Raw genomic sequence first — 13,871 nt, forward strand, 5'->3', positions numbered from 1 at the left:
GCTCAGATCCATGGTTCGCTCGCATGCTCGCTCAGATCCATGATTCGCTCGCATGCTCGCTCATGCGATCCCCAGGAATCTCTGAACATTGGTGCTGACAATCTTCACGGCCGCCTCGGCGCCCACCGCCTCCACGACCGATGCCAACGACTTCTCCGAGTAGCCGAATGTGCTCTCGTTGTGCGGATAATCCGACGACCACATCACGTGGTCGACGCCGATCTGATCGATCAGCTGCAGCCCCAGCGGGTCGACCATGAATGACGCGCTCATGTGCTCCGACCAGTAGTCGCGCACCGGACGTTGCAGCTCGTGATTGAACATGTGCCGGTAGGACGCCAACATGTGCTCCGCATCCTGCAATGCGGTTGGCACCCAGGCGATGCCACCCTCGAACCAGCCGATCTTCAGTCCCGGATGACGATCCAAAATGCCCGAGAACACGTACTTGGCGAACTGCTCGCGAAACGAGTCGACATTGACCATCATGCCGACCACCACGCTGTTGTTCTGGCACGGCGTCTTTGGCGGAGTCTCGCCGATGTGGTGGCTGACCGGCACGCCGGCTGCTTCGATCTCGTCCCACACGGCATCCATGTCGGTGCTGCCGTAGTCGTAGATGTTGCCGTCGTCATCCTTGCCGGGGTTCAGCGGCAGTAGGAACGTCTTGAGCCCCAGCGACTTGAGCTCTTCCAGCGTGCTGCGTGTGCCCTTGGGGTCCCACCAGTTGATCAGCCCGACGCCGTAGAAATGACCGTTGGAGCGCTCCTGGAGATCGGCGATGTGCTCGTTGTAGATCCGAAAGACCCGCTCCCGCAAGGCTTTGTCGGGGTAATGAAATAAGGCGAGAACAGCGTTGGGGAAGGCGAGCTCCTTGTCGATACCGTCCTCTTTGAGCTCGCGGATACGGGCGTCGATATTGTTCGACGCCGCGCCGGCAAGGTCGTCGTACTGCATGAGCACGCGGCCGAAGTCACCTCCGGTCCAGGCCTTGCCCTTCATACCGACCATGTAGGCGCCGTCCTCGTACCAGATACGCGGGGCAGAACCTTTGAGCTCTTCTGGGAAACGGTCGTAGAAGATATCGTCGGCCACCGAGATGTGGTTGTCGGCCGAGAAGATCTCGGTCCCGGCCGGAAGGCCTAGTACTCCCCCGGTGGACTGTCCGTGGCGGTTCTTGGGCGCACCGAATCCTTCAGGCGGATAGAGCGTGGCTGTTGCGCTGGTCATCCGGGTCTCCAATCAGGGCTGTGGGACGGGTTTTCGGCTCGCTACCAGGTAACGGGGACTTCGTAGACGCCGTAGGCGAGGTGGTCCTCGGCGAACGGCACCTCCTCGAATGGGATCGCCAACTTCATGTCGGGCATCCGGCGCAGAACGGTCGGGAACACGATCTGCATCTCGGCACGGGCCAGCTGCTGGCCGACACACTGGTGCCGGCCGTACCCGAACCCGAGCTGCTGGCTGGCATCACGGGTCAGATCCAGCGCGCCGGGATCGGCGTACACGGCGGGATCCCAGTTGGCCGGGGCCAGATCCAGGATGACGCCCTCGCCGGCCTTGATCGTCTCGCCGGCGATCTCGATATCCTCCAGGGCCACCCGGCGCTGACCGGTCTGGATGATCGAGAGGTAGCGCATCAACTCCTCGACGGCATTCGCGATGAACTTGGGATCATCGGAATCACGCAGCAGCGCAGCCTGTTCGGGGTTTTCCAACAACGCCAGCAGACCGAGCCCAACCATGTTGGCGGTGGTCTCGTGCCCGGCGATGAGCAGTCCGGTGCCCAACTGCGCGGCCTCCTTGACGTCGATCTCGCCGGCGGTGACGCGTTCGGCGAGATCGGAGATCGCGTCCTCGGCGGGCTCTTCCTGCTTCTTGCGCACCAGATCGATCAGGTACTGGTGCAGCGTCATCGCACCCTTTTGCATGGCGTCGGCCGCGGCGTACCGGGCCAGCCCGGCGTTGGCATGTTCTTGGAAGAACTCATGATCCGCGTACGGCACGCCGAGCATGTCGCTGATCACTCGGGTCGGCACCGGCAGGGCGAGCTTGGCGACCAAGTCGGCGGGCTGCGGCCCGGCCAGGATCTCGTCGATGCACTCGTCGGTGACCTGCTGGATGACACCGCGCAGCGTCTCCACCCGGCGAAAAGTGAACGGCTTGGACAGCATCCGCCGGAACCGGGTGTGCTCCTCGGCATCGGAGGTGAACACCGAACGCGGCCGCTTGTCCACCGTGGACAGCATGTGCTCGTTCCAGTGCGGAAAGCCCGCCTTGCGGTCGTCGACGCTGATCCGCGAATCGGCGAACAGCGACCGGGCCGCTTCGTATCCGGTCACCAGCCACGGGGTGCTGCCGTCCCAGATCCGTACCCGCGACAGTGGCTTGATCTCGTTCATCTGAAGCAGTCCGGGAGGTGGGGCGAACGGGCAGCTCGCCGCGCGCGCCATCGGATAGGCCGGGACGGCGGCCGCCTCGGCCGGGTCAGACGTCAAGATGCCCGACATGCTTCACTCCTCGCAGTAGATGGCCTGCGCGGGACAGGCTGCGGCGGCCCGGCGCACGTTGTCGGCCTGATCGGCCGGGGGGTGGTCGGCGAGCAGAACAACCACGCCGTCCTCGTCGCGCTGGTCGAAGACCTCGGCCGCGTTCAGCACGCACTGGCCGGAAGAAACACACTTGTCCTGGTCGACGGTGACCTTCATCGTCAGCCCTGTCGTGTCACGGGGGCCAGCCACAGTCCGACGATCGCGTCGACCAGACCGGAAGCGGCTGCGCGCCAACTGGTTGGCGGTAGCGGGGAGCCTTCGGCGAAGGCCCGCTCATATTCGGCGCAGGTGTGCATCAGCAGATTGCGCGCCATCACGTTGCGTTCGACGCGCACGTGGCCCGGCAGATCCGGCAGACAGCGATTGATGCCGTCGAGCACGGTCACCAGCGCAGGCAGCGTCAGCGCATCGCGGGTCACGGTGTGCTGGTAGGCCGGGTCGGCCATCACCTGCGCGGCGAACCGGGCGTACCAGGTGGGATTGCCCAGTGCGGTCAGGTGGTCGGTCAGCGGAAGGACCAGGCATTCGACCCAGTCGCGCAAGTCGGCGCCGGTGAGCGCGGCGACCCGCTGCTCCCGCAGCTTCTCCACCGGGATGGCGTGCTTGTGTTCGATGGCGCGGACGAGGTCGGTCTTGGTGCCGAAGTGGTAGCCGACGGCGGCGTTGTTGCCCTGCCCGGCGGCCTCGCTCACCTGCCGGTTCGACACCGCGAACACGCCGTGTTCGGCGAAGAGTCGCTCGGCGGCGGTCAGGATCGCCTCCCGGGTCAGACTGGCCCGGTCGGTGCGGGTGCCCCGAGAAGGGGTGGTCGCGGTGGTCATCGTCGCCAGTCAACCCTCCGGCCGGTATTAAGTCAAGCGATTGATTTAAGGATTCGGCGGGTCCTTCTTCGGCAGCGGCTTGCCCGCCGCGGTGCCCCCGTCGACCGGCAGCACCGTCCCGGTGACGTAGGGCGAGCGGTCGCCGGCGAAGAACAACGCCGCCTCCGCGACGTCGGCGGCGGTACCCTCGCGCTCCAGCGGCCGGTCGGCGCGCATGGTCGCCCGGATACCGGCCTCGAACGCGGCGACCTTGTCGGCGTCGACGCCGTGTGCCGACTTCGCGACGATCGCCGTCCGGATGTGCCCCGGCGCAAGACAATTCACCCGGATCTCATAGTTCGCCAGTTCAATTGCCGCACACTTGGTGAAGTGGATGACCGCAGCCTTGGAGGCCCGGTAGGTCATCACCCCACCGCCGGCCTGGATTCCGCCGATCGAGGTCAGGTTGATGATCGAGCCGCCCCCGCCGGCCTTCATCTGCCGGGCGGCGTCGCGCGTGCCCGCCATCACCGCTTTGAGGTTGACGGCAAGCACGGTCTCGAAGTCGCCGAGGTCGTCGGCGAGGAAACTGCGGTGCATCCTCCCCGAGATCCCGGCATTGTTGACCATCACGTCGAGCCCGCCGAAGCGATCCACCGCGGTGTCGATCAGCCGGCCGATCTGCTCGGTCACAGCGACATCAGTCGGCGCGAACACGACTGCCGCGCCGAGCCGTTCGGCCAGCGCCCGCCCTTGGTCGGCGTCGATGTCACCGAACACCACGCTCGCGCCTTCGGCCACGAACCGCTCGACGATGCCCGCGCCGAGTCCCGACGCACCGCCGGTGACGACCGCGACCTTGCCTGCCATTTCGTTGCCCATGCCGGCCCAATCCCTCTCGTCCGCACGCCGATCCGGTGCGCGTACGCAGTCAACGCGGTGAGCCCGACCCGAGTCAAGCGGTTGCTTTAAATGAGTACAAACGGCGGCACGCGACGCACACTGGAGTGGCTGCCCCACCCCGCCGATCCCGGAGGACACCACGACCACCGATGTCACGCTGCGCCAGCTGCGGTACTTCGCCGTCCTCGGTACCGAACTGAACTATCGGCGCGCTGCCGACAAGTTGTTCATCACCCAGCCCGCGCTGTCGACGGCGATCAAACAACTCGAGCACCAGTTCGGCGTCGTGCTGTTCACCCGCAACACCCGCGAAGTCGCGCTGACCGACCTCGGAGCGGCATGGTTGCCGCAGGTGCAGCAGGCCCTGGCCGGCGTCGACGCCGTCGTCACCAACCTGGTGACACTGTCGGGCACCCAGCAGGGCGTGCTGCGACTCGGCTATCTCATCGGCACCGGAGCCGATCTGCTGTTCCGGATCGTCCGGCACTTCGAAGCCGCCCACCCCGGCGTCGTGGTCGAGCCCAGCGAATACGACTTCGCCGACCCCACCGCGGGGTTGGGCGACGGCAGCATGGAGGTCGCCCTCATCCGGCCACCGGTGGATCTGCCCGAACACCGGATGCTGGTCCTGGACGCCGAGGCCTGGGTGGCCTGCCTGCCTCGGGACCATCGGTTCGCCACCCGCGCCGACGTCGATATCACCGAACTCCTCGACGAGCCGATCGTCTGTGCGCCGCTGACCGCCGGCAGCTGGCGCGACTACTGGATGGCGATGGACGTCCGGGGCAACCGGCCGCCGAGCATTGCCGGGGTCGCCGCCACCTACGAAGCCGAGACCACCATGATCGCCCGCGGTCTCGGCATCAGCTTCACGACCTCGTCGGTGGCTCATTTCTACGATCGCCCGGGCATCGTTTACGTGCCGATAACCGGCCGGCCGCCCAGTTACACCGCGCTGGCATGGCATCCCGGACGGCTCTCACCGCAGGCAGAGGCCCTGGTGTCGCATGTCCAGGAGCACTGGAACTTCGGCGATGAGCGCGGGTGATAACCCACGTTTATCAGTCCATTGAAAGGTGGAACTTCCGAAACCGTTCACGGCGGGTTTTCCTGGCTTCAGCCGTAATGACAGCCGCGCTGACCTGGAGTGACCATGACCGATGCACTGACACCCACCACTCATTCATCGTCGCCGCTACCGCCCCCGTCCCGGCCGGGTGAAAGCGAGGACGCCCGGCTCGCCGAATTCGGCTACCAGCAGCGGCTCGACCGGTCGGTCGGCTCGCTGGCATCCTTCGCCATCGGGTTCGCCACGATCAGCGCCACCACCGCGGTGTTCACCGGCTTCGGCGCGGGTTACTTCACCGCCGGGGGTCCGTTCGTATGGACGCTTCTGCTGGCGGGCGTGGTGTTCTCGCTGTGGGCGTTCATCGCCGCTGATCTGACCGCCAAGATCCCGCTCGCCGGGTACGCCTACCAGTGGACCAGCCGCATCAACGGCCCCAGCCTCGGGTGGTTCACCGGATTCGTGGCCCTGCTGGGCTGGATCAGCGGCATGACCGGTGTCGGATTCATTCTCTCGGGCTACCTCGGAGGGCTGTTCGGCTGGAACATGACCCAGAGCGAGCAGATCCTGGTCGCGATCGGCGTGGTGTTCCTGTGCGTGCTGATCAACATCTACGGCGTGCGCTTCGCCACCATGGTCAACAACATCGGGGTCAGCCTGGAGTTGATCATCACCGTCGGCGCCACGCTCTTCGTGGCCATCGTCGCCTTCTCCGCACCCGAGCACCACCAGCCGATCTCGGTACTGTTCACCGGCGGCCAATCGGGCGACAAGGACTCCTACGTGCTGGCCTGGTTGGCCGCGGCACTCGGGCCGTTCTTCGGGCTGATCGGTGTCGAGTCCGGTGCCGACGTGGCCGAGGAGACCAAGAACGCGCGATATGTGGTGCCGCGCACCATGTTCTACGCGCTGGTCACCTCGGTGGTGATCGAACTGCTGATGTACATCGTCTACGTTCTGGCCATCCGGGACGAAGCGGCGGTGCAGGCCAACTCCGCGGCACCGATCGAGGAGATCATCAACCAGCAGGCCGGCCCCGTCGTCACCAAAATCGTTGTCGCCGTGGCACTGACCAACATCTTGGCGTGCCTGTTGTCCAACATCCTGGTCGCTACCCGGCTCACATACTCGATGGCGCGCGACAACATGCTGCCGTTCTCCCATCTGTGGCGGCACGTCTCCCCCAAGAGCAAGGCCCCCACCTACGCCGTCATCGGGCTGGGCTGCCTGTCCACGGTGCTGCTGCTGTCGGCACTGGTCAACGAAAAAGCGTTCAACTACATCCTCGGCATCGCCTCGCTGCTGTTCTTCTCGGTATACATCCTGCAGACCGTCGGACTGCTGATCGGCGTCCGCAAAGGCACTATTCCGCAGGGCGAGCCGGGAACCTTCGACCTCGGCCGGTTCCGCCTCCCGGTCTACCTCACCGCCCTCGTCGTGTTCGTGGGCGTGGCCGTCGCACTGATCTTCCTGCCCCAGTTCGCAGGCAACGGCTGGGTATTCGCAGGCATCCTCGTGGTCGGGGCGCTCTGGTGGGGCACCGGACTGCGCGGCCGGCTGCGCCGGGGTGAAGCCGGATCGGACTTCGCCCGCACCCATCTCGTCAACGACTAGAGCACCGGAAAACAAAGGAATTCATCTGTCATGGCAATCAGCACCGATTTCTCCACCAGCAACCTGGTCAGCGTCGAGCCCGGCGCCATCCGCGAGGACACCCCGCCCGGCTCGGTGATCCAGTACTCCGACTACGAGCTCGACTACTCCAGCGAATTCGCCGGCGGAGCCGCGTGGATCGAGGGCGAGTACGTGCCGGCTTCCGAGGCTCGAATCTCGATCTTCGACACCGGATTCGGGCATTCCGACCTGACCTACACCGTCGCACATGTGTGGCACGGCAACATCTTCCGCCTCGATGACCATCTGGACCGCCTCCTCGACGGCGCACACAAGCTGCGGCTGGAGCCCGGACTGACCAAGGACGAACTAGCCGAGATCACCAAGCGCTGTGTCGCCCTGTCCCAGCTGCGAGAGTCCTTCGTCAACCTGACCCTCACCAGGGGATACGGAAAACGCAAGGGCGAGAAAGACTTGTCGAAGCTCAATCATCAGGTCTACATCTACGCGATCCCCTACCTGTGGGCCTTCCCGCCCGCCGAACAGATCTTCGGCACCACCGCGATCGTCCCGCGCCATGTCCGCCGGGCCGGACGCAACACCGTCGACCCCACCATCAAGAACTACCAGTGGGGCGATCTCACCGCCGCCAGCTTCGAAGCCAAGGATCGCGGCGCACGCACCGCGATCCTGCTCGACGCCGACAACTGCGTGGCCGAGGGACCGGGCTTCAACGTGGTGATCGTCAAAGACGGCAAGCTGTTCTCGCCGTCGCGCAATGCCCTGCCCGGCATCACCCGCAAGACGGTGTTCGAGATCGCCGACGCGATGGGCGTCGAGGCCACCCTGTGCGACGTGACCAGCCGGGAACTCTACGACGCCGACGAACTGATGGCCGTGACCACCGCCGGCGGGGTGACGCCGATCGTCTCGCTCGACGGTGACGAGTTCGGCGACGGCGGCCCCGGGCCGTTGACCTTGGCGATCCGGGATCGCTTCTGGGCCTTGATGGACGAACCGTCACCGCTCATCGAAGCCATCGACTACTGACATGGCGGCCGTCGAGGCCGTCGTCGACCTCCGCGCGATCGCCCACAACGTCGCGGTGGTGGCGGCCCACGCCCGTGCGAGGGTGATGGCGGTGGTGAAGGCGGACGGCTACGGCCACGGCGCCACCGCCGTCGCCCACGCGGCACTGGACGCCGGCGCCGGCGAGCTCGGCGTGGCCACCGTCGACGAGGCGCTGGCGCTACGTCGCGACGGCGTATCCGCTCCGGTTGTGGCGTGGTTGCACACCCCGGCAACGGATTTCGCCGCCGCGGTCGCGGCAGACATCGAGATCGTGGTGTCCGGTACCCGGCAGCTGGGCGAGGTGGCCGCGGCCGCCGAGGCCGTCGGGGCGGCCGCGATGATCGGGGTCAAAGTCGACACCGGACTCGGGCGCGGCGGTGCGGCGCCGGCGGACTGGCCGGAACTGTGCGACGCGGTGGCGAAATACTCGGCGTCCGGGGCGATCGTCATGCGGACCGCGATGACCCACCTCGCCCGGGGTGACGAGCCATCGCACCCGCTCAACGACCAGCAGGTGGCCGGCCTGGATGCCTGTGTGGCCGACCTCCGCCGGGCCGGTGCGCCGGCGCAGGTGGTCCACGCCTCGAATTCGGCTGCAGCACTGACACGGCCGGACCTGTCCCGGGATCTGGTCCGGGCCGGGATCGCGGTCTACGGCCGGACGCCGGTGCCTGCGCTCGGCGACTTCGGGCTCATCCCCGCGATGACGCTGACCGCGGAGATCGCCTTGGTCAAACGGATTCCAGCCGGCCAGGGGGTGTCCTACAACCACACCTGGGTGGCTCCCCACGACACCACGATCGCGCTGATCGCGTGCGGTTACGCCGACGGAATCCCCCGGACGATGTCCAACGGGTTGACCGTATCGATCGGCGGACGACGGTTCGGCAATGTGGGGCGAATCTGCATGGACCAGTTCGCCGTCGACGTGGGGCCGGACGGCAGTGGGGTTGCCGAGGGCGACCGGGCGGTGTTGTTCGGCACCGGCGCGGCCGGCGAGAACACGGCGGCGGACTGGGCGCGCGCGACAAACACGATCGACTACGAGATCCTCTCCGGGATCCGCGGACGCACCGCCCGCCGCTACGTGTCCTGACCGAACGTCAGAACCCTTGCCTGGTGGTAGCGCTCGATGATCCAGGGCGTGGGCTCGGCCTCGTAGCGGGTGCTGCGCCCCGCCGACCACACCGGTGGGCCATCGCCACCGGAGAGCACCCAGGCGGCCTGGCGGGCGGCGCCCAGCGCGACGTACTCACCCGGTTCGGGCACCTCGACGGGTCGCCCCAACACGGCTGGAGCGATCCGGCGAACCGCCTCCGATCGCGCCCCGCCGCCGACCATCAGCACCCGGTCGGCCTCGATGCCCTGTTCGGCGATCTTGTCCAGGCAGAACGCCATCGATGCGAGCAGACCCTCGACCGCGGCGCGAGCGACGTTGGCCGGCAGTAAGTTCCGGCCGGTCACTCCGTGCAGTGCGCCGGTCGCGGTGGGCAGGTTCGGCGACCGTTCGCCGTCGAAGTACGGAACCCAGACCAGGCCATCGGCACCGGCCGGAGCGCTGCAGGCCAGCCGGGAGAACTCGTCGATGTCGACACCGAGCATCGCCGCGACGGCGGCCAGCACCGGCGCACCGTTCAGCGTGCACACCAGTGGCAGGTAGCGACCGGTCGCGTCGGCGAAACCGGCCACCAGCCCGTCGGGGTCGTCGGGTTTCACCTCGCCCACGGCGCTGACCACGCCGGAGGTGCCCAGTGAGATCACGCAGTCCCCAACGCCGGCGCCGAGTCCCAGCGCCGCCGCGGCGTTGTCGCCGGCCCCCGGACCCAGTATCGCTCCCGTCCGGCTGGTCCCGGCCGGTTCGTGAGGAGCCAGGACCCGGGGCAGCGCAGGCCGGCGGCCGAGCATCGCGGCGGTCACCACATCGTCGCGATAGACACCGGCGGCGACCGAGTAATAACCCGTGCCGCTGGCGTCGCTGCGGTCGGTGCACAACGCGTCGAGATCGGTCGTATCCCGCAGTCGCCAGGTCAGCCAGTCGTGGGGCAGACACACCGCGGCCGTGGCATCGGCGTTGGCGGGCTCGTGCTCGGCGAGCCAGCGAATCTTGGTCACGGTGAACGACGCGACGGGGACGACGCCGAGCTCACCGGACCACCAGGCCGCTCCGCCGAACTCACGCACCAGGTCCGCCGCGGCCGGGCCCGAGCGGGTGTCGTTCCACAGCAGCGCCGGGCGCACGACGGCGCCGTCCTGGTCCAGGCACACCATGCCGTGTTGCTGTCCACCGACCGACACCGCGGCCACGTCGTCGAGTCCGCCGGCCTCGTCGATGCTGTCCCGCAGGGCACGCCACCAGTGTTCGGGGTCGACCTCGGTGCCCGGCGGGTGCGCCGTGCTGGCCGAGCGCACCACCGCGCCGGAGTCGGCGTCACAGACCAGGAGCTTGCACGACTGGGTGGACGAGTCGATGCCGGCCACCAGCGTCATGCGCCGGTCACCGCGATCAGAGATATCAGCGCCACCAGCCCATTCAACCCGCCGGACGGCCCGCCGATCAAACCTCGTTCGGCGGCTAACCGAGCGACAGGAGAACCGTGTTCTCTCACTTGGTCAGCAAACCTCGCGTAATGCGGCATACGGCATTGACACTCGTTGAACTCAACTGCAACAGTGGCTCCACCGAGGGCCATGGGAGGAACATTCCGGTGACAGTCAGTGCCGCTCACGATCTTCACTACGATCCCTACGACGTCGAGCAGAACATCAACCCGTTCCCGATGTTCGCGCGACTGCGCGAGCAGGCGCCGCTGTACTACAACGCCGAACTCGACTTCTACGCACTGAGCCGCTTCGACGATGTCAACAAGGCCGTCATCGACCACGAGACGTTCATCTCGGGCCGCGGCGCCCTGCTCGAGATCATCAAGTCCGGCATGGAGATCCCGCCGGGCACACTGATTTTCGAGGATCCCCCGATCCACAACATCCACCGCAACCTGCTGTCCCGGGTGTTCACGCCGCGCAAAGTCGCCGCCCTGGAGCCGCAGATCCGGGAGTTCACCACCCGGTGTCTGGATCCACTGGTCGGCACCGGACGATTCGACTTCGTCAACGACCTCGGCGAGCAGATGCCGATGCGGGTGATCGGCATGCTGCTCGGCATTCCCGAAGACCGGCAGCGCGCGATCACCGACCACGGCGAGGCGACCCTGCAATCGGAGAAGGTCGACCTGCTGGCCACCGGTGAGGTGTTCGCCGAGTTCATCGACTACCGCCGTGAGCACCCGTCGGACGACATCATGACCGACCTGCTCAACGCCGAGTTCACCGACGAGACCGGCACGGTGCGGCGGCTGCACCGCGAGGAACTGCTGCTGTATCTGACGGTGATCGCGACCGCGGGAGCCGAAACCACCACCCGCCTGATCGGCTGGGCCGGCAAGACGCTCGCCGAATATCCCGATCAGCGCCGCGAGCTCGCCGAGAATCCGGCGCTGATCCCACAGGCGATCGAGGAGATCCTGCGCTGGGAGCCACCCGCGCTGCAGATCGCGCGCTACGTCACCCGAGATGTCGAATACTACGGGCAGACGGTGCCCGAGGGCTCAGCGATGCTGATGCTCGTGGGCGCCGCAAACCGCGACCACCGCCGGTTCGCCCCGGATGGCGACGTGTTCGACATCCATCGGGAACTGAAGTCGCACATGACATTCGGTGCTGGCACCCACTTCTGCATGGGCAACGCGCTGGCTCGAATGGAGGGGCGCATCGCGCTCGAGGAGATCCTCAAGCGCTTCCCGACCTGGGAGGTCGACTGGCCCCATGCGGTCAAGTCGCAGACCACGGCGGTGCGCGGCTGGGACGCGCTGCCCACGATCGTTGCCTGACACCCATCCACGACGACACGAGGACCGAGAAACCATGGCAGGACGCGTAGAAGGCAAGGTCGCATTCATCACCGGTGCAGCCCGCGGGCAGGGCCGTGCCCACGCGGTGCGGCTGGCGCAAGAAGGCGCCGACATCATCGCCGTCGACATCTGCAAGAAGGTCGACACGGTCGACCTGATCGCCGCCTCGACGCCCGAGGACCTGGCCGAGACCGCCGACCTGGTGAAGGGGCACAACCGCCGCATCTACACCGCGGAGGTCGACGTCCGCGACTACGACGCGTTGAAGTCGGCGGTCGACACCGGTGTGGAGCAGCTGGGCCGACTCGACATCATCGTGGCCAACGCCGGTATCGGCAACGGCGGCCAGACACTGGACAAGACCAGTGAGACCGACTGGACCGCGATGATCGACATCAACCTCGGCGGGGTGTGGAAGACGGTGAAAGCTGGTGTGCCGCACATCCTGGAGGGCGGGCGCGGCGGCTCGATCATCCTGACCAGCTCGGTCGGCGGGCTCAAGGCCTACCCGCACACCGGCCATTACGTCGCCGCCAAACACGGTGTCGTCGGTCTGATGCGCACGTTCGCCGTCGAGCTGGGGGCCCAGAATATCCGGGTCAACTCGGTGCACCCGACCAATGTGAACACACCGCTGTTCATGAACGAGCCCACGATGAGGCTGTTCCGCCCCGACCTGGAAAACCCGGGTCCGGAGGACATGAAGGTCGTGGGCCAGTTGATGCACACGCTGCCGATCGGTTGGGTCGAGCCCGAGGACATCGCCAACGCGGTGCTGTTCCTGGCCTCCGACGAGGCCCGCTTCATCACCGGGGTCACGCTGCCGGTCGACGGCGGCAGCTGCCTGAAGTGACCGCCGCTGATCTCACCGTCCCCAGCGAGTGGGACGAGATCACCCCGCAGTGGATGACAGCGGCGATCCGCAGCCATTTCCCCGACGCCGAGGTGGGCGCCGTTGAGGTCGCGATGCGCGACGACGGGACCAATCGGCGGGCCCGGTTGCGGCTGTCCTACACGGCGGGCAGCGGGCCCGAGACGGTGTTCGCCAAGGCCGTCGACCCGGCGCACGCCGAGCTGGTCGCGCTCACCAGCGGCCTGTTCCACGAGCCGCGGCTGTTCGCCTCGGGAGTGACTCTGCCCCTTGCCCATCCGCAGGTCTACGCCGCCGTGTACGACGAGGCCGCGTCGACCTTCCTGATGGTCATGCAAGACGTCACCGCACTGGGGGCCGACCCGCGTGACTCGACACGACCACTCACCGTCGAGCAGGCCGCCAGCGGCGTGCGCGGGCTGGCCAGGATGCACAGCCAGTTCTGGGGCGCGCGGCTGACGAGCGATCAGCAGCTGGACTGGGTGGAACCGTTCGTCCCGTTCGCCGGCCTGGAGCTGGCCCCGCTGGAGATCGCCTACGAACGCCTCGGCGACACAGTGCCCGCCGAGATCCCGGCGATGACCGGCACCGACCTGTTCGTCGACATCTGGGCGCGCTACATCACCACACTCACCACGACCGCGCCGACCCTGCTGCACGGCGACCCGCACATCGGCAACACCTACGTCCTGCCCGACGGCGAAGTCGGATTCCTGGACTGGCAGATGGTTCGGCGCGGCAACTGGTCGCTGGACCTGGGCTACTTCCTGCAGGGCGCGCTGACCATCGACGATCGGCGCTCGGCGGAACGCGACCTGGTCGAGGAATACCGGGCCGCGCTGACCCTGCCCGCCGACGAACTGCCCTCGGTCGACGAGGTGTGGTTGCGCTATCGCGCCTCGGTGGCGCACGGGCTGGCCATCTGGATCGCCACCCTCAGCGGGGGCGACGCCTGGCAGCGCCCGGACATCTGCCTCGCCTTCGCCCAACGCTACGCGGCGGCCTTCGTGGAATTGGAGACTCGCGCTGCCCTGGACGACATCGCCTGACCGCCCTTCTTTTCTCGCGAGATTGAACTGGCGCGGA

Annotated in this window: 13 protein-coding genes; 7 read left to right on the forward strand and 6 right to left on the reverse strand. The window is 67.0% G+C overall.

Features of this window, described 5'->3' with window-relative positions; all coding sequences use genetic code 11:
- Window positions 1-60: 60 nt before the first annotated feature.
- From MSZK_RS01325 to MSZK_RS01345, 5 genes are read right to left on the reverse strand one after another with little or no spacing between them, the layout of a single operon-like run.
- The gene (locus tag MSZK_RS01325; protein WP_099244055.1) at window positions 61-1,230 is read right to left on the reverse strand and encodes an amidohydrolase family protein; all 1,170 of its coding nucleotides are present in this window, start codon (window positions 1,228-1,230) and stop codon (window positions 61-63) included.
- A gap of 41 nt (window positions 1,231-1,271) precedes the next feature.
- Window positions 1,272-2,510 (reverse strand): cytochrome P450, encoded by a 1,239-nt coding sequence (locus MSZK_RS01330; protein ID WP_099244057.1) that lies wholly within the window; start codon window positions 2,508-2,510, stop codon window positions 1,272-1,274.
- 3 nt (window positions 2,511-2,513) lie between these two features.
- Window positions 2,514-2,708, reverse strand: coding sequence for a ferredoxin (locus MSZK_RS01335; protein ID WP_099244059.1), 195 nt, complete (start codon window positions 2,706-2,708; stop codon window positions 2,514-2,516).
- Between the two features lie 2 nt (window positions 2,709-2,710).
- On the reverse strand, window positions 2,711-3,373 hold the full coding sequence (locus MSZK_RS01340; protein ID WP_099244061.1) for a TetR/AcrR family transcriptional regulator: 663 nt from the start codon (window positions 3,371-3,373) through the stop codon (window positions 2,711-2,713).
- 45 nt (window positions 3,374-3,418) lie between these two features.
- On the reverse strand, window positions 3,419-4,234 hold the full coding sequence (locus MSZK_RS01345) for an SDR family NAD(P)-dependent oxidoreductase (RefSeq protein WP_099244063.1): 816 nt from the start codon (window positions 4,232-4,234) through the stop codon (window positions 3,419-3,421).
- A 187-nt stretch (window positions 4,235-4,421) separates the two neighbouring features.
- On the opposite strand from MSZK_RS01345, the gene MSZK_RS01350 reads away from it, so the two are divergent.
- From MSZK_RS01350 to alr, 4 genes are all read left to right on the forward strand, one after another.
- Window positions 4,422-5,303 carry a LysR family transcriptional regulator gene (locus tag MSZK_RS01350; protein ID WP_099244065.1) on the forward strand — a complete coding sequence of 294 codons (882 nt, stop codon included), beginning with the start codon at window positions 4,422-4,424 and terminating at the stop codon, window positions 5,301-5,303.
- Between the two features lie 105 nt (window positions 5,304-5,408).
- Window positions 5,409-6,935, forward strand: a complete 1,527-nt coding sequence (locus MSZK_RS01355; RefSeq protein WP_099244106.1) for an APC family permease — start codon at window positions 5,409-5,411, stop codon at window positions 6,933-6,935.
- A 30-nt stretch (window positions 6,936-6,965) separates the two neighbouring features.
- Window positions 6,966-7,985, forward strand: coding sequence for an aminotransferase class IV (locus MSZK_RS01360; RefSeq protein WP_099244067.1), 1,020 nt, complete (start codon window positions 6,966-6,968; stop codon window positions 7,983-7,985).
- A gap of 1 nt (window position 7,986) precedes the next feature.
- The gene (alr, locus tag MSZK_RS01365) at window positions 7,987-9,102 is read left to right on the forward strand and encodes an alanine racemase (protein ID WP_099244069.1); all 1,116 of its coding nucleotides are present in this window, start codon (window positions 7,987-7,989) and stop codon (window positions 9,100-9,102) included.
- Here the strand turns inward: alr and MSZK_RS01370 are convergent.
- Window positions 9,090-10,493, reverse strand: a complete 1,404-nt coding sequence (locus MSZK_RS01370; RefSeq protein ID WP_099244071.1) for a xylulokinase — start codon at window positions 10,491-10,493, stop codon at window positions 9,090-9,092. The genes alr and MSZK_RS01370 overlap by 13 nt on opposite strands.
- 218 nt (window positions 10,494-10,711) lie before the next feature.
- On the opposite strand from MSZK_RS01370, the gene MSZK_RS01375 reads away from it, so the two are divergent.
- From MSZK_RS01375 to MSZK_RS01385, 3 genes are read left to right on the forward strand one after another with little or no spacing between them, the layout of a single operon-like run.
- Complete coding sequence (locus MSZK_RS01375; protein WP_099244073.1) at window positions 10,712-11,893, forward strand: cytochrome P450; 1,182 nt, start codon at window positions 10,712-10,714, stop codon at window positions 11,891-11,893.
- 34 nt (window positions 11,894-11,927) lie between these two features.
- Window positions 11,928-12,767, forward strand: coding sequence for a mycofactocin-coupled SDR family oxidoreductase (locus tag MSZK_RS01380; protein ID WP_099244075.1), 840 nt, complete (start codon window positions 11,928-11,930; stop codon window positions 12,765-12,767).
- Window positions 12,764-13,834: a phosphotransferase gene (locus MSZK_RS01385; RefSeq protein WP_099244077.1), complete on the forward strand. Its 1,071-nt coding sequence runs from the start codon at window positions 12,764-12,766 to the stop codon at window positions 13,832-13,834. Before MSZK_RS01380 ends, MSZK_RS01385 begins: the two co-directional genes overlap by 4 nt.
- Window positions 13,835-13,871 lie beyond the last annotated feature (37 nt).

This window comes from Mycobacterium sp. shizuoka-1 (assembly GCF_002723835.1).
In the GTDB taxonomy this organism is placed as follows: domain Bacteria; phylum Actinomycetota; class Actinomycetes; order Mycobacteriales; family Mycobacteriaceae; genus Mycobacterium.

Bases quoted from the DNA above. Each gene is read 5' to 3' on its own strand.
- MSZK_RS01325 (WP_099244055.1), bottom strand. From the start codon at position 1,230: ATGACCAGCGCAACAGCCACGCTCTATCCGCCTGAAGGATTCGGTGCG.
- MSZK_RS01330 (WP_099244057.1), bottom strand. From the start codon at position 2,510: ATGTCGGGCATCTTGACGTCTGACCCGGCCGAGGCGGCCGCCGTCCCG.
- MSZK_RS01335 (WP_099244059.1), bottom strand. From the start codon at position 2,708: ATGAAGGTCACCGTCGACCAGGACAAGTGTGTTTCTTCCGGCCAGTGC.
- MSZK_RS01340 (WP_099244061.1), bottom strand. From the start codon at position 3,373: ATGACCACCGCGACCACCCCTTCTCGGGGCACCCGCACCGACCGGGCC.
- MSZK_RS01345 (WP_099244063.1), bottom strand. From the start codon at position 4,234: ATGGGCAACGAAATGGCAGGCAAGGTCGCGGTCGTCACCGGCGGTGCG.
- MSZK_RS01355 (WP_099244106.1), top strand. From the start codon at position 5,409: ATGACCGATGCACTGACACCCACCACTCATTCATCGTCGCCGCTACCG.
- MSZK_RS01360 (WP_099244067.1), top strand. From the start codon at position 6,966: ATGGCAATCAGCACCGATTTCTCCACCAGCAACCTGGTCAGCGTCGAG.
- alr (WP_099244069.1), top strand. From the start codon at position 7,987: ATGGCGGCCGTCGAGGCCGTCGTCGACCTCCGCGCGATCGCCCACAAC.
- MSZK_RS01370 (WP_099244071.1), bottom strand. From the start codon at position 10,493: ATGACGCTGGTGGCCGGCATCGACTCGTCCACCCAGTCGTGCAAGCTC.
- MSZK_RS01380 (WP_099244075.1), top strand. From the start codon at position 11,928: ATGGCAGGACGCGTAGAAGGCAAGGTCGCATTCATCACCGGTGCAGCC.